This is a genomic window from Streptomyces sp. NPDC058000, assembly GCF_042886435.1.
Lineage (GTDB): Bacteria > Actinomycetota > Actinomycetes > Streptomycetales > Streptomycetaceae > Streptomyces.
On the sequence record NZ_JBHVQS010000087.1, the window covers coordinates 9,928 to 27,903 of the forward strand.

The 17,976-nt window shown below is 72.8% G+C and carries 16 protein-coding genes; 4 read left to right on the top strand and 12 right to left on the bottom strand.

The annotated features are described in order from the left end of the window. Window positions 1-150: 150 nt before the first annotated feature. On the bottom strand, window positions 151-1,500 hold the full coding sequence (locus ACFVT2_RS40435; RefSeq protein WP_390026679.1) for a class II 3-deoxy-7-phosphoheptulonate synthase: 1,350 nt from the start codon (window positions 1,498-1,500) through the stop codon (window positions 151-153). A 256-nt stretch (window positions 1,501-1,756) separates the two neighbouring features. On the opposite strand from ACFVT2_RS40435, the gene ACFVT2_RS40440 reads away from it, so the two are divergent. Then, window positions 1,757-3,796 carry an anthranilate synthase family protein gene (locus tag ACFVT2_RS40440; RefSeq protein ID WP_390026681.1) on the top strand — a complete coding sequence of 680 codons (2,040 nt, stop codon included), beginning with the start codon at window positions 1,757-1,759 and terminating at the stop codon, window positions 3,794-3,796. On the opposite strand, the gene ACFVT2_RS40445 is transcribed toward ACFVT2_RS40440, so the two are convergent. From ACFVT2_RS40445 to ACFVT2_RS40465, 5 genes are all read right to left on the bottom strand, one after another. Continuing rightward, on the bottom strand, window positions 3,762-4,778 hold the full coding sequence (locus tag ACFVT2_RS40445) for a 2-hydroxyacid dehydrogenase (protein ID WP_390026683.1): 1,017 nt from the start codon (window positions 4,776-4,778) through the stop codon (window positions 3,762-3,764). The two genes, ACFVT2_RS40440 and ACFVT2_RS40445, sit on opposite strands and share 35 nt — an antisense overlap. A gap of 136 nt (window positions 4,779-4,914) precedes the next feature. After that, entirely contained in the window at window positions 4,915-5,943 is a 1,029-nt protein-coding gene (locus tag ACFVT2_RS40450; protein WP_390026685.1) for a 6-phosphofructokinase, read from the bottom strand. A gap of 188 nt (window positions 5,944-6,131) precedes the next feature. Continuing rightward, complete coding sequence (locus ACFVT2_RS40455) at window positions 6,132-6,776, bottom strand: response regulator (protein ID WP_390026715.1); 645 nt, start codon at window positions 6,774-6,776, stop codon at window positions 6,132-6,134. A 23-nt stretch (window positions 6,777-6,799) separates the two neighbouring features. Beyond that, entirely contained in the window at window positions 6,800-8,110 is a 1,311-nt protein-coding gene (gene macS, locus ACFVT2_RS40460; protein ID WP_390026688.1) for a MacS family sensor histidine kinase, read from the bottom strand. 95 nt (window positions 8,111-8,205) lie between these two features. Further along, window positions 8,206-8,916: a lysophospholipid acyltransferase family protein gene (locus tag ACFVT2_RS40465; RefSeq protein ID WP_390026690.1), complete on the bottom strand. Its 711-nt coding sequence runs from the start codon at window positions 8,914-8,916 to the stop codon at window positions 8,206-8,208. A gap of 260 nt (window positions 8,917-9,176) precedes the next feature. Between ACFVT2_RS40465 and ACFVT2_RS40470 the strand changes: the two genes are divergently transcribed. Then, window positions 9,177-9,974, top strand: a complete 798-nt coding sequence (locus ACFVT2_RS40470) for an alpha/beta hydrolase (RefSeq protein ID WP_390026692.1) — start codon at window positions 9,177-9,179, stop codon at window positions 9,972-9,974. Continuing rightward, complete coding sequence (locus tag ACFVT2_RS40475) at window positions 9,961-10,599, top strand: hypothetical protein (RefSeq protein WP_390026694.1); 639 nt, start codon at window positions 9,961-9,963, stop codon at window positions 10,597-10,599. Before ACFVT2_RS40470 ends, ACFVT2_RS40475 begins: the two co-directional genes overlap by 14 nt. A gap of 19 nt (window positions 10,600-10,618) precedes the next feature. Here ACFVT2_RS40475 and ACFVT2_RS40480 read toward each other — a convergent pair whose 3' ends face one another. From ACFVT2_RS40480 to ACFVT2_RS40505, 6 genes are all read right to left on the bottom strand, one after another. Continuing rightward, the gene (locus ACFVT2_RS40480; RefSeq protein ID WP_390026695.1) at window positions 10,619-11,494 is read right to left on the bottom strand and encodes an endonuclease/exonuclease/phosphatase family protein; all 876 of its coding nucleotides are present in this window, start codon (window positions 11,492-11,494) and stop codon (window positions 10,619-10,621) included. A 5-nt stretch (window positions 11,495-11,499) separates the two neighbouring features. Next, complete coding sequence (locus tag ACFVT2_RS40485) at window positions 11,500-12,441, bottom strand: ROK family glucokinase (RefSeq protein WP_390026697.1); 942 nt, start codon at window positions 12,439-12,441, stop codon at window positions 11,500-11,502. A 123-nt stretch (window positions 12,442-12,564) separates the two neighbouring features. Continuing rightward, the gene (locus tag ACFVT2_RS40490) at window positions 12,565-13,038 is read right to left on the bottom strand and encodes a DUF5304 domain-containing protein (protein ID WP_390026698.1); all 474 of its coding nucleotides are present in this window, start codon (window positions 13,036-13,038) and stop codon (window positions 12,565-12,567) included. 126 nt (window positions 13,039-13,164) lie between these two features. Continuing rightward, window positions 13,165-14,379 (bottom strand): ArsA family ATPase, encoded by a 1,215-nt coding sequence (locus ACFVT2_RS40495; RefSeq protein WP_390026701.1) that lies wholly within the window; start codon window positions 14,377-14,379, stop codon window positions 13,165-13,167. A 2-nt stretch (window positions 14,380-14,381) separates the two neighbouring features. Then, window positions 14,382-14,870, bottom strand: a complete 489-nt coding sequence (locus tag ACFVT2_RS40500) for an SRPBCC family protein (RefSeq protein ID WP_390026704.1) — start codon at window positions 14,868-14,870, stop codon at window positions 14,382-14,384. A 184-nt stretch (window positions 14,871-15,054) separates the two neighbouring features. Beyond that, window positions 15,055-15,831, bottom strand: coding sequence for a metallophosphoesterase (locus ACFVT2_RS40505; RefSeq protein WP_390026706.1), 777 nt, complete (start codon window positions 15,829-15,831; stop codon window positions 15,055-15,057). Between the two features lie 283 nt (window positions 15,832-16,114). On the opposite strand from ACFVT2_RS40505, the gene ACFVT2_RS40510 reads away from it, so the two are divergent. Beyond that, a complete protein-coding gene (locus tag ACFVT2_RS40510) occupies window positions 16,115-17,911 on the top strand; it encodes an AMP-dependent synthetase/ligase (protein ID WP_390026708.1) in 1,797 nt (598 codons plus the stop codon). The last annotated feature ends 65 nt before the right edge of the window (window positions 17,912-17,976 follow it).

Below are 17,976 nucleotides of genomic sequence, written 5' to 3' on the forward strand. Positions count from 1 at the left end.
TTTCACCTCTTTATGGGCGCCTCGCCCTACCCGGGTTATAATCTGTGTGTAAACCCTTACATTCCCCGCGACGGGGGGCGGGCAAAAAGGCACGCAAACGCTGGGGGGCGCGTAACACTGGACCCGCCCCCCACTCGTCTCGCACTGCTGTTACTGGTCGCGGTACATCTCCGCCACCAGGAAGGCCAGGTCCAGCGACTGGCTGCGGTTCAGCCGCGGGTCGCAGGCCGTCTCGTAGCGCTGGTGCAGATCGTCGACGAAGATCTCGTCGCCACCGCCCACGCACTCGGTGACGTCGTCACCGGTCAGCTCGACGTGGATGCCGCCCGGGTGCGTCCCGAGGCTCTTGTGAACCTCGAAGAAGCCCTTGACCTCGTCCAGCACGTCGTCGAAGCGACGGGTCTTGTGACCCGAGGCCGCCTCGAAGGTGTTGCCGTGCATCGGGTCGCAGATCCACACGACCTGGGCACCGGAGGCGGTGACCTTCTCCACCAGGTCGGGCAGCTTCTCGCGGATCTTGTCCGCGCCCATCCGGGTGATGAAGGTCAGCCGGCCCGGCTCCCGGTTCGGGTCGAGCCGGTCGATGAGGGTGAGCGCGTCCTCCGGGGTCGTCGTCGGGCCGAGCTTGACCCCGATCGGATTGCGGATCCGGGAGGCGAACTCGATGTGCGCGCCGTCCAGTTGGCGGGTGCGCTCACCGATCCAGACCATGTGGCCCGAGACGTCGTAGAGGTTCCCGGTGCGGGAGTCCACGCGGGTCAGCGCCGACTCGTAGTCCAGGATCAGCGCCTCGTGCGAGGAGTAGAACTCCACGGTCCGGAACTCCTCCGGGTCCACCCCGCAGGCGTTCATGAAGTTCATCGCCCGGTCGATCTCGCGCGCCAGCGCCTCGTAGCGCTGGCCGGAGGGCGAGGACTTCACGAAGTCCTGGTTCCAGGCGTGCACCTGGCGCAGGTCGGCGTAGCCGCCGGTGGTGAAGGCGCGCACCAGGTTGAGGGTCGCCGCGGAGGCGTTGTACATCCGCTTGAGCCGCTGCGGGTCCGGGAAGCGGGCCTCGGCGGTGAACTCGAAGCCGTTGACGGAGTCGCCGCGGTAGGTCGGCAGGGTCACGCCGTCGCGGGTCTCGGTCGGCTTGGAGCGCGGCTTGCTGTACTGGCCGGCGATCCGGCCGACCTTGACCACCGGGACGGACCCGGCGTACGTCAGCACGGCGCCCATCTGGAGGAGCGTCTTGAGCTTGTTGCGGATGTGCTCGGCGGAGACGGCGTCGAAGGCCTCCGCGCAGTCGCCGCCCTGAAGCAGGAACGCCTCACCTCGGGCGACCGCGCCCAGGCGCTCGCGCAGCTGGTCGCACTCGCCCGCGAAGACGAGCGGCGGATAGGACTCGAGCTCCGCGATCACATCGCGCAGAGCCTCTTGGTCCGGCCAGTCAGGCTGCTGCGCCGCGGGCAGGTCTCGCCAGGTGTTGCCACCGGCGTGGGTTTCAGCGTTCACGGTCACGCACCCCACATTACGGGGTCCCGGAGGGGTGTCCGTCCGGCATCCGGACTGTGAGACGCCCCCGCGGCCGGGGTCCGGTAGGGTGCCCGACATGCACACGCGACCGATCATGAGCATGAACTGGTGGTGGACCGCCCAGCCGGCGGCCCACTGATTCGCGTACGCATCCACAGACCGCGAAGGCCGCCCGAGGGGCGGCCTTCGGTGTTTCCGCGGCCGTTCCCTCCACACCGGAAGACTCCCGGAAGGAACCGCCATGCACCCCGAGCCCCAGACCCGGCCCACTGCCGCCGCGCTGGTCCAGCGGCTGCTCGACCCCGCCTGCCCGCCGTTCGCCCTGCTCCGCCGTCGCGCCCCCGGCCGGGACGGCAGCGCCGTCGAGGTGCTGATCGGCGAGGTGACCGAGGTCGAGCGGCTGGCCGACATCCCGCTCGGCGAAGGGGTGCCTGACGCGCCGGTGGCCGACGCGCTGGCCCTGATCCCGTTCCGGCAGATCCGCGAACGCGGCTTCCGGGCGCACGACGACGGCACCCCGTTGGCCGTACTGCGCCCCGCCGAATGCCACGAGCTGCCGCTGGACGCGCTGCTGGCGGCGCTCCCGGCGCACGACGTCCGGGTGGAGGGCGGAGCCTTCGACGTCGCCGACGCGGCCTACGCGGAGATCGTCGAACGGGTGGTCCGGGAGGAGATCGGCACCGGCGAGGGCGCCAACTTCGTCATCCGCCGAACCTTCGAGGGCGAGATCCCCGACTTCTCGGCGGCCGACGCGCTGGCGCTGTTCCGGCGACTGCTGGCCGGTGAGCGCGGGGCGTACTGGACGTTCGTGGTGCACCGGCCGGGGGTGCGCACGCTGGTCGGCGCCAGCCCGGAGGTGCACGTCCGGATGACCGGTGAGAGCTGCGAGCGCGAAGGGCTCTCGGTTGTGGGTGGCGGAGGGCGACGGGTGGGCGGCACCGTCGTGATGAACCCCATCAGCGGGACCTACCGCTACCCCGCCCAGGGGCCCACCGTGGAGAGCCTGCTGGCGTTCCTCGGCGACCGCAAGGAGGTCGAGGAGCTGTCGATGGTGGTGGACGAGGAACTGAAGATGATGTGCACCGTCGGCGACCAGGGCGGGGTGGTGGTCGGGCCCCGGCTCAAGGAGATGGCGCACCTCGCACACACCGAGTACGAACTGCGCGGCCGCTCCACCCTGGACGTGCGGGAGGTCCTCAAGGAGACGATGTTCGCGGCGACGGTCACCGGCTCGCCGGTGCAGAACGCCTGCCGGGTCATCGAACGGCACGAGCCGGTCGGCCCGGACGGTCGCGGCCGCGGCTACTACGCGGGCGCGCTGGCGCTGATCGGCCGGGACGCGAGTGGGGCGCAGACCCTCGACTCGCCGATCCTGATCCGCACCGCGGACATCGACGGTGGGGGCACCTCCCGCTCGGGCGAGGCCGAGAGTGCGGGAGGGCGGCTGCGGGTGCCGGTCGGCGCCACCCTGGTGCGCGCCTCCGACCCGGCCGGCGAGGTCGCCGAGACGCATGCCAAGGCGGCCGGGGTGCTCACCGCGCTGGGGGTCCGGCCGGCGCCCGCGCGGGCCACGACCGGGCCGGCACCGCGGCTGGCCGACGACCCGCGGGTGCGGGCCGCACTGGACGCCCGCCGCGCCGACCTGGCCCCGTTCTGGCTGCGGATGCAGACCACCGCACCGGTCGCCGGGCTGCACGGCCACGCCCTGGTCATCGACGCCGAGGACACCTTCACCGCGATGCTGGCGCACCTGCTGCGCACCTCCGGGCTGACGGTGACGGTCCGCCGCTACGACGAGCCGGGGCTGCGCGCGACCGCCCTGGCGCACCAGGGACCGGTGGTGCTGGGCCCCGGGCCGGGCAACCCGTCCGACCCCGCCGACCCCAAGATGCGCTTCCTGCGCGGGCTCACCGCGGAACTGGTGGCGGGCCACCGCCACGGCCTGCTGGGGGTCTGCCTCGGCCACGAACTCCTCGCCGCGGAGCTGGGGTTGGAGATCGTCCGCAAGGACGTGCCGTTCCAGGGCGCCCAGGAGCGGATCGACTTCTTCGGCCGGACCGAGACGGTGGGCTTCTACAACACCTTCACGGCCCGCTGCGACGACCGGACTGCCGCCGAACTCGCCATGCACCGCGTCGAGTTGAGCCGGAACGAGACCACCGGCGAGGTGCATGCGCTGCGCGGCCCGGGCTTCGCCGGGGTGCAGTTCCACCCCGAGTCGGTGCTGACCCTGGACGGTGCGGCGGTCACCGCGCAGCTGCTGGCAGCTGTCCTCGTGTGACCAGCATGTGCCCATTGGTGCGGCCGGCCAGGTGGTCCTCCACATTGACCACGGTGGTCTCGACGATCTGGCCGACCGCCTCCTGGGTGAAGTACGCCTGGTGCGAGGTGACCAGCACGTTCGCGAAGGTCATCAGCCGGGCCAGGGTGTCGTCGCCGATGACGTCCAGGGACTTGTCGTAGAAGAACAGCCCGGCCTCCTCCTCGTAGACGTCCAGGCCGACGCCGGTGAGCCGGCCGGCCTTGAGCGTCTCGACCAGGGCCGCGGTGTCGATCAGCCCGCCGCGGCTGGAGTTCACCAGGATCGCGTCGTCCTTCATGGCGGCCAGCGCGGCGGCGTCGACCAGGTGCCGGGTGTCGTCGGTCAGCGGGACGTGCAGGGTGACCAGGTCCGCCTCGGCGAACAGCCGCTCCCGGGGGACGTAGCGCATGCCCAGCGCCACGCACTCCGGGTTCTCGACGAGGTCCCAGCCGAGCAGCTCCATCCCGAAGCCGTGGGCGATCCGGGTGAACGCGGTGCCGATCTTGCCGGTGCCGAGCACCCCGGCCGTCCGGCCGTGCAGGTCCCGGCCCATCAGGCCGTCCAGCCGGAAGTCGAAGTTCCGGGTGCGGTTGGCGGCCGGGACCAGCCGCCGGTTCACCGCCAGCGCCAGCAGCCAGGCGAACTCCGCGACCGCGTGCGGCGAGTACGCGGAGACCCGGCCGATGGTCAGGCCGAGATCGGCCGCGGCCTCCAGGTCGATGTTGTTGAAGCCGGTGGAGCGCTGGGCGACCATCTTGGTGCCGCCGGCGGCCAGGGTCTGCAGCACCTCGGCGGTCAGATCGTCGTTGACGCTGGTGGAGACGACCTCGTAGCCGTGCGCGATGGGGGCGGTGTCGCGGTTGAGGAAGACGTTCAGAGCGCGGACCTGGTGGCGGCCGCCGAACGCCCTCTCCAGGATCGGCCGCTCGTCCGTCTGCACGCCGAAGGCGACGATCTCCACGTTCCCTCCCGGTTCTCCCCCACCGGCGGTCCTCACGCGGCGGCGCCGCGCAGCAGCGATGGGCCGGATATGTCGCGTCATGGCGAATATACGACCCATCGCACGGCGGTGCCGCCCGGAGAGCGGGCGGCCCGGTTCAGCCGAAGAAGACGCCGACCTCGGCGTAGAGCGCCGGATCGACGGTCTTCAGCTTGGCGGTCGCCTCGGAGAGCGGTACCCGGACGATGTCGGTGCCGCGCAGCGCGACCATCGTGCCGTAGTCGGCGTCCCGCACCGCATCGATGGCGTGCAGTCCGAAGCGGGTGGCCAGCCAGCGGTCGAAGGCGCTGGGGGTGCCGCCGCGCTGGGTGTGACCGAGGACGGTGGTCCGGGCCTCCTTGCCGGTGCGCGCCTCGATCTCCTTGGCCAGCCACTCGCCCACGCCGGAGAGCCGGACGTGCCCGAACGAGTCGGTGCTGCCGTCCTTCAGCACCATCTCGCCGTCCTTGGGCATGGCGCCCTCGGCGACCACCACGATCGGCGCGTAGCTGGCCTTGAAGCGGGACTCGATCCAGCGGCAGACCTCGCCGACGTCGAAGCGCTGCTCCGGGATGAGGATGACGTTGGCGCCGCCGGCCAGGCCGGAGTGGAGCGCGATCCAGCCGGCGTGCCGGCCCATCACCTCGACGACCAGCACCCGCATGTGGGACTCGGCGGTGGTGTGCAGCCGGTCGATGGCCTCGGTGGCGACCCCGACCGCGGTGTCGAAACCGAAGGTGTAGTCCGTGGCCGACAGGTCGTTGTCGATGGTCTTGGGCACGCCGACGCAGGGGATGCCGTGCTCCGTGAAGAGCCGGGAGGCGACGCCGAGGGTGTCCTCGCCGCCGATCGCGATCAGCGCCTCGATCTCGTGCTTGGCGAGCGTCTCCTTGATCCGGCGGACCCCGTCCTCCTCCTTGAAGGGGTTGGTCCGCGACGAGCCGAGGATGGTGCCGCCGCGGGGCAGGATGCCGCGCACCGCGGGGATGTCCAGCCGTACGCTGCGCCCCTCCAGCGGTCCGCGCCAGCCGTCCCGGAAACCGACGAAGTCGTATCCGTGCTCCTGGGTGCCCTTGCGGACGATGCCCCTGATCACCGCGTTCAGACCCGGGCAGTCGCCGCCGCCGGTCAGTACTCCGACCCGCATCGCTTCACCTTCATCCCGTCCGTGGCCGCGTACGGCCGTCCGTGAGCGTAACGCCGGTCACGCTAATGGTGACCTGGGTCACTCCGGGATGGTGTGCGCGCCGATCCCCGCCAATTGCACGGGAGTTGACCCGAGGTCTTCACCCGTACGAGCGGACGGAGGGGGTCCCGGCGGGGACGGCGAACGGCTCAGACGCCGTCGAGGCCGCGCTCGATCGCGTACCGCACCAGCTCGACGCGGTTGTGCAACTGGAGCTTGCCGAGGGTGTTCTGGACGTGGTTCTGCACCGTGCGGTGCGAGATGACCAGCCGCTCGGCGATCTGCTTGTACGAGAGTCCCTTGGCGACCAGGCGCAGCACCTCGGTCTCCCGCTCCGTCAACCGGGGGGCGCCGGGCTCGTCGGCGGTCGCCGGGGCTGGTTCCGCCGCCAGCCGGCGGTACTCGCCGAGCACCAGACCGGCCAGGCCCGGGGTGAACACCGGGTCGCCGGCGGCGGTGCGACGGACCGCGTCGAGCAACTCCTCGGTGCTGGCCGACTTCAGCAGATAGCCGGTGGCCCCGGACTTCACCGCCTCCAGGACGTCGGCGTGCTCACCACTGGCGGAGAGCACCAGCACCCGCAACGACGGATTGCCGCCGACCAGTTCCTTGCACACCTGGACGCCGGGCAGCCCCGGCAGATTGAGGTCCAGCACCAGCACGTCGGGCGCCGTCGCCTGGGCCCGGCGCACCGCCTGGAGCCCGTCCCCGGCCGTCGCCACCACGTCGCACCCGGCCTCCGCCAGATCGCGGGCGACCGCGTCCCGCCACATCGGGTGGTCGTCGACCACCATGACCCGCAGGCCCGTCCCGTCCGTCACGCGCGCGCTCTCCCCCGTCGTCCGCCCTCGGGTGCGATGCCCTTGGGAACCTTCAGCTCCACTTCCGTGCCCTGGCCGGGGACCGAGATCCACTCGGCGCTGCCGCCCAACTCCCGCAGCCGGCCGCGGATCGACAGCGCCACCCCGAGGCGGCCCTCGCGCTCGGCCGCGGCGAGCCGCCCTGCGGGAATGCCGGAGCCCTCGTCGCGCACCGTCACGATCACCGCGTCCGGTTCGTCCTCCACCAGGATCCACGCGCGGGCATCGGCCCCCACGTGCACCCGGACATTGTCCAATGCCGCACCGACAGCGGCGGCCAGCTCCGCCGCGGCGGCGGCCAGCAGCTCGACCGGGGCGCACGGCCCGGACAGCGTCACCCCGGCCCCGGCGTGCGGGGCGAGCAGCGCCATCAGGTCGCAGGAGCCGGCGGCCGGCGGCGGACCTGGGACCGCCGGGCAGTCCCCGGGGCCGGCGTCGGCCGCGGCGTCCGCCACCGCCCGCTGCCGGGGCACCAGCCCGCCGGCGACCAGGGTGCGCAGCGCCACCTCCTGCTCGCCCGCCATCCGGCCCAACTCGGCCGCCTCGCCGCCGATCGCGGTGCCGCGCCGCTGCACCATGGCGAGCACCTGGAGCACGCTGTCGTGGATGTCGCGGGCCAGCCGCTCCCGTTCGCGGGTGGCGGCGTCGATCTGGAGGGCGCGGGCCAGGGTGCGCTCACTGGCCCGGGCCACCTCGACCACGTAGCCGATGGCGACGCTGGCCACCCACACCAGCACCACGTTGTGGACGGTGTCCCGGGCCAGCTCCTGGCGCTCGACGAGGTTGATCACCGCCACGATGGTGGAGGCCACCGCGGCCCACCGCCAGCCGCCCTTGATGGCGAAGCCCAACACGGCGCCCGCCGTCCAGATGGACGGCAGGGTCGCGGCGCCGTCCATGATGCGGGCGTGGGAGTCGACCACGGACGTGAGCAGGATGCCGCCGACCGCGACGCCGAGGTCACCGACCAGGTACTGCCGGGTGCAGCGCTCAGCGGACGTCGTGCGGCGCCAGGTCAGCGCGGTCCAGAGGGTGAGCACGGCCATGTAGGCGGCGGCGCCCAGCGGGTGCGCGTAGTGCGGGTAGGAGACCGCGAACAGGCACAGCACGTAGACCAGGGTCAGGATGCGGTAGCCGGTGAGCGCCCGCCACAGCGGCAGCTCGACCGACATCCGCAGCACCGTGCGGCGCCCGCCGGGCGTCGCGCCCCGATCGTCCTGGGTCCCGTTGCCCGTGGTCCGTGCGTCGTCTATGTCGGCATCCGTCATGCCGGCCCCCACCCCTCACCGGGGCCGCCGCCCCGGTCTCGGCTCGTCCGTCCGTCCCGTCCCGTTCGGCGGTGGCCCGGCCGGCCTTCGCCGTCTTACGCCTCTGCTGCCTTCTTCTGCGCCTCCGCGGCCTTGGCCGCCTCGGCGATCTGCCGCTTGGCCGCGGTCGCGTAGATGTCGACGTACTCCTGGCCGGAGAGCTTCATGATCTCGTACATCACCTCGTCGGTGATCGAGCGCAGGATGTAGCGGTCGCCCTCCATGCCCTGGTAGCGGCTGAAGTCCAGCGGCTTGCCGATCCGGATGCCGGGCCGGACCATCTTCGGCAGGACCTTGCCGGGCGGCTGCACCTTCTCGGTGTCGATCATCGCCACCGGGACGACCGGCGCACCGGTGGCCAGCGCCACCCGGGCCAGGCCGCCCGGCTTGCCGCGGTAGAGCCGCCCGTCCGGGGACCGGGTGCCCTCCGGGTAGATGCCGAAGAGCTCGCCGCGCTCCAGCACCTCGATGCCGCTCTTGATCGCCGCCTCGCCGGCGCCGCGGGCGCCCGAGCGGTCGACCGGGAGCTGCCCGACGCCCTTGAAGAACGCCGCGGTCAACTTGCCCTTCACGCCCGGGGAGGTGAAGTACTCGGCCTTCGCGATGAAGGTGACCTTGCGGTCGAGCACCGCGGGCAGGAAGAAGGAGTCCGAGAAGGACAGGTGGTTGCTCGCGAGGATCGCCGGACCCGTGGCGGGAACGTTCTCGATGCCTTCCACCCAGGGCCGGAACGCGAGCCTCAGCGGACCGCCGATGGAAAACTTCATTGCGCCGTAGATCAACCGACTGCCTCCTGTGTCTGACGCATTGACCTTAACCCCCGCGCGGCACGCCCGGGGTCCGCGGCGGGGCACGAGACCGCGTGCGGGCCCGCCGGGGGCCGCGCGGGGGTCCCGTTCGCGGCCGTCCGCGCCCCCGAGCCGGTCCCCCGACCTGGCGCTCCGGACGGCCGTGGCCCTACCCCGCCGCGGTCACTCCGCGTACCCTGAGGTAACCCTCCAGCCCCCACACCGATCGGAGTCCCCCGGTGCCGCTCCTCCCCGGAGCCGAGCCGTTCCGCCGTGACGGCGGAGACGTCGGCGTCCTCGTCTGCCACGGCTTCACCGGCTCCCCGCAGTCCATCCGCCCCTGGGCCGAATACCTAGCCGACCGGGGCCTGAGCGTCTCCGCGCCACTGCTGCCCGGCCACGGCACCCGCTGGGAGGACATGCAGCTCACCACCTGGCAGGACTGGTACGCCGAGGTCGACCGGGAGCTGCGCGCGCTGGCCGAGCGCTGCACCAAGGTCTTCGTCTGCGGGCTGTCCATGGGCGGCGCGCTGGCGCTGCGGCTGGCCGCCCGGCACGGCGACACGATCAGCGGGGTGGCCGTGGTCAACCCCGGCAACAAGGTCCACGACACGGCGGCTCCACTGCTGCCGGTGCTGCGGCACGTCGTCCGGTCGACCAAGGGGATCGCCAGCGACATCGCCAAGCCCGGTGCGGTGGAGGTCGGTTACGACCGGGTGCCGCTGCACGCCGCGCACTCGCTGCGGCAGTTCTTCCACCTGGTCGACGCCGAACTCCCGCGCGTCACCCAGCCGTTGCTGGTGCTGACCAGTCCGCAGGACCACGTCGTCCCGCCCGCCGACTCCGAGCGGATCCTCAGCCGGGTCTCGTCCACCGACGTCCGGCACGCGCTGCTGGAGCGCAGCTACCACGTCGCCACGCTCGACCACGACGCCGAGCAGATCTTCCAGGACAGCTACTCCTTCATCACCCGGCTCGCCCCCCAGGCCCGTCCGGACGCGGCCCAGGAGGGGACGGCGGCCAGTGGCGGAGCGTAGCCCCCGCGACCCCCGGGACCCGCTCGACGAAGAGGCCGCATGGGCCGAGATCGTCGCGGGCTACGGCGAGCGGCCGGAGTTCCCGGCCACGGACCACCGACCGGAACGGGCCCCGGCTCCGGAGGGAGCGGCGGCCGACAGCGCGAGGCCGGACAGTGCGAGGCCGGATGGTGCGAAGGCTGACGGCGCGGGCGCGGACAGTGCGGGGGCGGACGGCGACGCCGCGGACGCCCCCACCCCCCGCCCCGCCGACGGCGCGCCCGGCGACGGCACCCCGTCGCGCCCCGGCAGCTTCGTGGTCTTCGCCCCCGGCGTGGGACCGCGCGACTGGACCCCTGACGAGCCCTCCGACGACGACTTCGACGAGACCGACGAGGGCCACTTCACACCGCCCGAGCCGCCGCCGCTGCCGGCCACCGACACCACGACCAAGTTCGCCTGGATCGCGGCCCTCGGCGGCCCGCTGCTGCTGGTCCTCACGGTCGTCCTCCAGCAGCCGGTCACCTGGTGGATCGCGGTGCTGGGCATCGGCGGTTTCCTGGGCGGCCTGGGCACCCTCTTCGCCCGCATGACCAACGACCGGGACGACGACGGGGACATGCCGGGCGGCGGGGCGGTGGTCTGAACCGCGGACCGGCCGGGGGTCAGCCGCCGGCCGGCACCCGTAGTGCGCTCAGGACCGGCAGATGGTCCGAGGCCGCGCGCAGGTCCGCCGCGCGGACGCCCGGCAGCCCGTGCGGCACCCCGCACCCGAGGAACTCCACGCCGTCCGTGGCGAACACCGCGTCGATCCGCTGCCGCGGCGCGTGCGGCGTGGAGGTGAACTCGCCGCCCCACGGCTCGGCCGCCCAGCCGTCCCTGAGGACCGCCGCGACCCGCCGGAAGCTCCGCCCGTCCGGCCGGTCGTTGAGGTCACCGCCGACCACCGCGTGCGGCACGCCCAGCCCGGCGACCCGTTCCAGGAGCAGCCCGGCCTGGTCGTAGCGCTCCCGCGGGTCGAGGCTCAGGTGAGCGCTGACCACGCCGAGCCGGGCCCCGGCGAAGCGGACCACGGCGGTGGCCAGACCGCGCTGGTGCAGTCCGGGGGTGCGGGGCAGCAGGACGTCCTCGGTCCGCTCCACGTGGGCGCGGAGGTGAGCGAGGATCATCGGGCCCGCGGTGGTGGCACCGCCGGTGACGTAGACCAGGCCGCTGGCCCGGGCGAGGCGCTCGGCGGCCTTGCGCCAGCGGAAGAAGCGCGGCGCCTCCTGGACGAGGACGAGATCGGGGGCGCAGGCCCGGATGACCCGGGCCAGCGCCGCCTGATCGTCGCGCATCGAGCGGATGTTGTAGCTGAGCACCCGGACGACCGCGGAACCGCTCCGTTCCGCTCCGCCTCCGCTCGTTTCCAAGACCTCGGAAGCAGAGCCCGCCTCGGTGGCGGAGGCCGGGAGTCCGGCGGCGAGGGCCGCCGCACCGGTACGGGTACCAGCGGGCACCACGGTGTCGGACGCGGGCCGTCCGGAGCGCTCGGCCGCCATCCGCGTCAGCCCTGGCGCGCCAGGTCGGCCGCGCCGACCAGTCCGGCCTCGCCACCGAGTTGTGCGGCGAGCACCTGGGCGTGCGGGCGCCACTGGCTGCCGACCAGCCAGCGTCGGAACGACTTGCGGATCGGGTCGAGGACCAGCTCGCCCTCGTCCGAGACCCCACCGCCGACGATGAACGCGGACGGGTCGAAGAGCGAGGCCAGGTCGGCGAGGCCGGCACCGGCCCAACGGGCCAGTTCGCGGAACGAGTCGATGGCGACCGGGTCGCCCTGGCGGGCGGCCGCGCTGATGTGCTTGCCCTGGATGCCCTCGGGGGTGCCGTCGCCGAGCGCCAGCAGCGCCGCGGCGCTCTCCGGGGTGGCGAAGGCGCGCTGCCGGGCGTACCGCAGCAGGGCGCGGCCGGAGGCGTACTGCTCCCAGCAGCCCTGGCTGCCGCAGCCGCACAGCAGGCCGTCGGGGACGACCCGGATGTGGCCGAACTCGGCGGCGACGCCGAAGCGGCCGCGGCGCAGCTTGTTGCCGATGATGATGCCGCCGCCCAGGCCGGTGCCGAGGGTGATGCAGATGACGTCGCTGTGGCCCTGCCCGGCGCCGAAGCGGTACTCGCCCCAGGCCGCGGCGTTGGCGTCGTTCTCGACGACGACGGGGAGGCCGACGCGCTGCTCGACCTTGTCCTTGAGCGGCTCGTGGCGCCAGTCGATGTTCGGGGCGAAGAGGACCGTGGCCCGCTTCTCGTCCACGTAGCCGGCGGCGCCGATGCCGACGGCCTCGACATGATGGCCGGCACCGACCGTACGGACGGCGTCCGCGATGGCCTCGGTCAGCGCATCGGTGGCTCGCGGGGTCGGAACCTTGCACGTCTCAAGGATCGAACCGTCTTCGTCGACCACGCCGGCCGCGATCTTCGTGCCGCCGATGTCGACGCCGATGGTGAGTCCCATGTGTCCCTCAGTTTTCGCTCGAACCCCGCCGGGACCCACCGTACCGGAGGCAGGGGGAGCTCCCCCGCCGCTCACGGCCGCGGAGGTGGGGTGACTCCCTCGCCGGGCGAGCGGTGGGAGGGGTCAGTCGAGGTCGATCCGCTCGGTGCCGGCGGGACCGTCGTCACGCGGGTCGCCGGCCTCGTCTCCGGGGTGGTCGTCGGCGGTGGCGTCGCGGGTCCAGCGGCGCTCGCTGCTCTCGACCACCGAGCGGTAGGCGGCGAGGAGTTCGGAGCCGGCCGCGGCGAGGTGGTCGAAGACGTCGGGGTTGCGCTCGATGACCGGCTCGACGGCGGCCTTGGCCTGCCGCAGCAGCTGGCCCACCGCACTGCTGGCGGCCGTCCCGCCCAGCGCGCCGGGCAGCTGGATGGCGGCGAGCTTGTCGGTCACCGCGTCGGCCAGCCGGCGCAGTTCCTCGGCGGCGCTGCCCTGCTGGGGGCCGTACTCGGCCCGGCGGCGGGCCTGCTCCGCGGCGAGGTCCTCGGCACAGGCCGCCTCCCAGGCGTCGGCATCGGGCTCGACGGGGCGGTCGGCGGGGCGCTCGGTGGCATCACTCATGGCGGACTCCGTGGACTCCTGCGGGCGGTACGGACCGGACGGGGCCGTGCGGTGCCGGGCGGCACCGCGGGCGGACACCTGCACGGCTGGACGTCTTACGACGTTACCCGAACGGGGGTGCCCACTTCAGTCGCTCGGCGCGGTCCGCGGCCACAGCCCCGGATCCGGGGTGAACCGGATCTCCAAGGAGCCGTCGCGCAGCGCGGCACCGGAGACGGTGCAGCGGCGCAGCGCCGAGGGCAGCGTCCGGATCCGCCGGAAGCGGCCGACGGTCACCACGATCTCGTCGCCGCGGCGCACCAGGCCGAGGCCGTCCCGCTCGGCGCCGGGCAGCGGGACCCGCCAGACGAGGAGGCCCTCGGACGCCAGCCGGTCCTCGACGGTCCAGGGGTCGGCGGGGGCCGCGGTCGGTTCCGGCGGGGTCATGGTGCCGGTGGCGCCGTCGAGCAGCGCGCCCACCTCGTCGATGCCCTGGGGGTCGCGGCCCAGGTGCGGCACCTCGTGGACGGGGACGTCGGGGAACTCCGCGCGCAGTGCCTTGAGGGCGGTCTGCTGGTTGCCGGAGAGCCCGGCCAGGAAGGGGTCGGCGGAGCCGGTCGGCAGCAGCCGGTTGACCAGCACGCCGTCGGTACGGCGGCCGTGCAGCGCGAGGCCGGCGCGGACGGAGCGCAGGGTGGCTGCGGCGATCGGTCCGGCGTCGGTGACCAGCCGTACGGAGGTGTCGGGCGCGTCCACCACCCGCTGGACGGCGGCGAGTTCGCGCTCCCAGCGCTCGGCGGCCTCGTACAGCTTCTGGGCCGGCATGGGGACGCCGGCGAGTTGCGCGAGCACCGGGCGCAGCGCGCGGGCCGCCTGGCGCTCGGCCGGCAGCAGGCGGCGGAGGTAGCGGCGGACCTGGGCGGGCAGGGCGAGCAGCCGGATCGTTTCGGCGGCCGGCGGCATGTCGACGACCAGCAGCTCCCAGGCGTCCGAGGCGTGCGCGGCGCGCAGCGCGTGCAGCAGCGCGAAGGACTCGGAGCCGGGGAGTTCGGTGAGTTCGTCCTCGTCGAGGGGGGCCGCACCGAGCAGGTCGAGGGCGACGCCGGCGCGCTCCTGGAAGGCGAGGAACTCCTGGCGGAACCGGTCGGCGGGGTCGATCCGGTGGGCGTACAGGCCGGGGGCCGCGGCTATCGGGGACGGCTCGGCGGCGCCGGGGCGGACGCCGAGGACCGCCTCCGGCGCGCTGCTCTGGGTGGTGAGCAGGAGGGTCCGGGCGCCCTGCCGGGCACCGGCCAGGGCGGTCGCGGCGGCGAGCGTGGTGCGGCCCGCGCCGCCGGGGCCGGTGACGAGGACGGTGCGCACGCTCAGTGCTTCTCGGCCTCGTCGGAGGCGGCCGTGGCACCGGACGCCGCGGGGTCGCTCTCGACCCGCTTCTTCAGCCCGGCCAGCGCCCGGTCGATGATGACCTTCTCGGCCTTGCGCTTGATCATCCCGAGCATCGGGATCTTGACGTCGACGGTGAGCTGGTAGGTGACCTCGGTGCGGGTGCCGCCTTCCAGCGCGGCGAGCCGGTAGGAGCCGTCCAGGACGCGCAGCATCTGCGACTTGACCAGCGACCAGCTGACCTCGTTCTCGCCGGTCCAGGTGTAGGCGAGGGTGTGGTCGTCCTTGATGGCGCCGGCGTCCAGCACCAGGCGCACCTTCTCCGCGCGGCCCCGGTCGTCGGTGGCGAGGATCTCGGCTTCCTTGACCTCTCCGGTCCACTCCGGATAGCGGCCGAAGTCGGCGATCACTCCCATCACTTCGGCCGGTGCCGCCTCGATCGTGATGTTCGAGCTGGTGTGTTCGGCCATCGCCGTGACTCCTCCATGCCGATTCGTGCCGGTCCGCCGACCCTTCCCCGAGCTCTCACTTCCGTTCGAGCGGGGGAGACCCCATTACGCGGTGTCTATGCTGCTGAAGGCTACCGCGCGGGGGAACCCGGACCGACACCAGCGGGCCCGCCACGACGGCCTCGCCGCCCGACGGTCGCCGGCCTCACCACTCCAGCACGTAGGGCCTGCCTGTTGCGTTGAAGTGCCCGACATTGACGCATTCCGTGCCACCGATCCGGAACCGGTGGGCGAGCGGCTGGTGGACGTGTCCGAAGAGGGCGTAGCGCGGCCGGGTGGTGCGGATGGCGTGCAGCAGGGCGGCGCTGCCCCGTTCGAAGCGGCGGGCGACGGTGTCGTAGCAGAGGTCGGGGACGTCCGGCGGGATGTGGCTGCACAGCACGTCCACCTCGCCGACCGCCTCGACCTTGGCGGCGTACTCCTCGTCGCTGATCTCGTACGGCGTCTTCATCGGGGTGGTCAGGCCGCCGCCGACGAAGCCGAAGGTCCGGCCGCCGATCTCCACCCGCTGCCCGTCCAGGACGGTGGTGCCGGTGCCGGCGTACTCGGGCCACAGCCGCGGTATGTCGACGTTGCCGTAGGTGGCGTACGTGGGGGTGGGGAACGCGGGGAAGAGGTCGGCGTACTGGCGGCGGACCGCGGCCTCGATGACCGCCTCCCGACTGGCGCCGCTGCGGTCCAGTTCGGCCCAGAGTCGGCGGCCCAGCTCGCGGGCCTCGTTGAAGCGGCGGGCGGTGCGCAGCTCGACCAGGGCGTCGGCGTTGGCGACCCCGAAGAGGTCGGGGAAGATGCCGCGCGAATGGTCCGCGTAATCGAGGAAGAGGACCAGGTCGCCGAGGCAGACCAGGGCGTCGGCCCCGTCCCCGGCCGCCGCCAGGTCCCGACTGTTGCCATGGACGTCACTGACCACATGCACGCGCATGGCGTCACCCTAGGGCCTGTCCGGTGGATCAGGACCGCGCCGGGAGCGGAGGGCGGACCCTTGGTTACTTTCGGGTCACCTCTGGGCTGGTTTAGTCTGCGCGTGCAGTCCCCATGACGTGTCCGCAGCATGTGACGCATCGAACATCTGGCCGTAACCCCCTATCCCAAAAGCAATACCGATGGGTAACGTCCGGGCCGTCCAATCTCCCCCCGCATGATCATGGACCGCAGTCGGTGCGCACACAGCGTCGTGGTGCCGGCGCTTTCGAGGAGCAGCAGTCTTGCGCGAGTTCAGCCTTCCGGCCCTGTACGAGGTCCCCGCGGACGGCAATCTGACGGACCTGATCCGCCGCAATGCCGCGCAGTACCCGGATGTCGCGGTCCTGGGACGGAAGGTGAACGGCGGCTGGCAGGACGTCACCGCCGCGACCTTCCTCACCGAGGTCCGGGCAGCCGCCAAGGGCCTGATGGCCGCCGGCATCAAGCCCGGCGACCGGGTCGGCCTGATGTCGCGCACCCGTTACGAGTGGACGCTGCTGGACTTCGCCGTCTGGAGCGCGGGCGCGATCACCGTCCCCGTATACGAGACCAGCTCCGCCGAGCAGATCCAGTGGATCCTCGGCGACTCCGGCGCGGTGGCCATCCTGGTGGAGAGCCCCGCCCACGAGGCGACGGTGGAATCGGTCCGCGACCGGCTCCCGGACCTGGCGAACGTCTGGCAGATCGAGCGGGACGCCATCGCCCGGCTGCGGGCGGCCGGCGACGACATCACCGACGCGGAGGTCGACGAGCGCAGCGCGCTGGCCGACGCGGACTCCCCCGCCACCCTCGTCTACACCTCGGGCACCACCGGCCGCCCCAAGGGCTGCGTGCTCAGCCACCGCAGCTTCTTCGCCGAGTGCGGCAACGTCGTCGAGCGGCTTCGCCCGCTCTTCCGCACCGGTGACTCGTCCGTCCTGCTCTTCCTGCCCGTCGCGCACGTCTTCGGCCGGCTGGTGCAGGTCGCCTCGGTCATGGCGCCCATCAAGCTGGGCCACGCACCCGACATCAAGAACCTCACGGACGACCTGGCCTCGTTCCGGCCGACGATGATCCTGGGCGTCCCCCGGGTCTTCGAGAAGGTCTACAACTCCGCGCGGGCCAAGGCGCAGGCCGACGGCAAGGGCAAGATCTTCGACACGGCGGCGGAGACCGCGATCGCCTACAGCCGGGCGCTGGACACCCCCGGCGGCCCGTCCCTCGGGCTGAAGCTGAAGTACAAGGTCTTCGACCGCCTGGTCTACGGCAAGCTGCGGACGGTGCTCGGCGGCCGGGCCACCCACGCCATCTCCGGCGGCGCCCCGCTCGGCGAGCGGCTGGGCCACTTCTACCGCGGCATCGGCTTCACCGTCCTGGAGGGCTACGGCCTGACCGAGTCCTGTGCGGCCACCGCGTTCAACCCCTGGGACCGCCAGAAGATCGGCACGGTCGGGCAGCCGCTGCCCGGCTCGGTGGTCCGGATCGCCGACGACGGCGAGGTGCTGCTGCACGGCGAGCACCTCTTCACCGAGTACTGGAACAACCCGACGGCCACCGCGGAGGCGCTGTCCGACGGCTGGTTCCACACCGGCGACCTCGGCACCCTCGACGAGGACGGCTACCTCGCCATCACCGGCCGCAAGAAGGAGATACTCGTCACCGCGGGCGGCAAGAACGTCGCCCCCGCCGTCATCGAGGACCGGATCCGCGCCCACGCGCTGATCGCCGAGTGCATGGTGGTCGGCGACGCCCGTCCGTTCATCGGCGCGCTGATCACCCTCGACGAGGAGTTCCTGCCCCGCTGGGCCGAGGAGCACGGCCACCCGGCCGACGTCACGCCCACCCAACTCGCCGAGGACCCCGAGCTGCTGGCCGCCGTCCAGCGCGCGGTCGACGACGGCAACGCGGCGGTCTCCAAGGCCGAGTCGGTCCGCAAGTTCCGCATCCTGCCGACCCAGTTCACCGAGGAGTCGGGGCACGTGACGCCGTCGCTGAAGCTGAAGCGGAACGTGGTCGCGAAGGACTTCGCGGAGGAGATCGAGGCGATCTACCGGGGCTGACGATGCCCGCTCCGGGGCCACTTCGGTGGCTGAAACGCGCAGGTGCCCGCGCCCCTGAAGGGGTG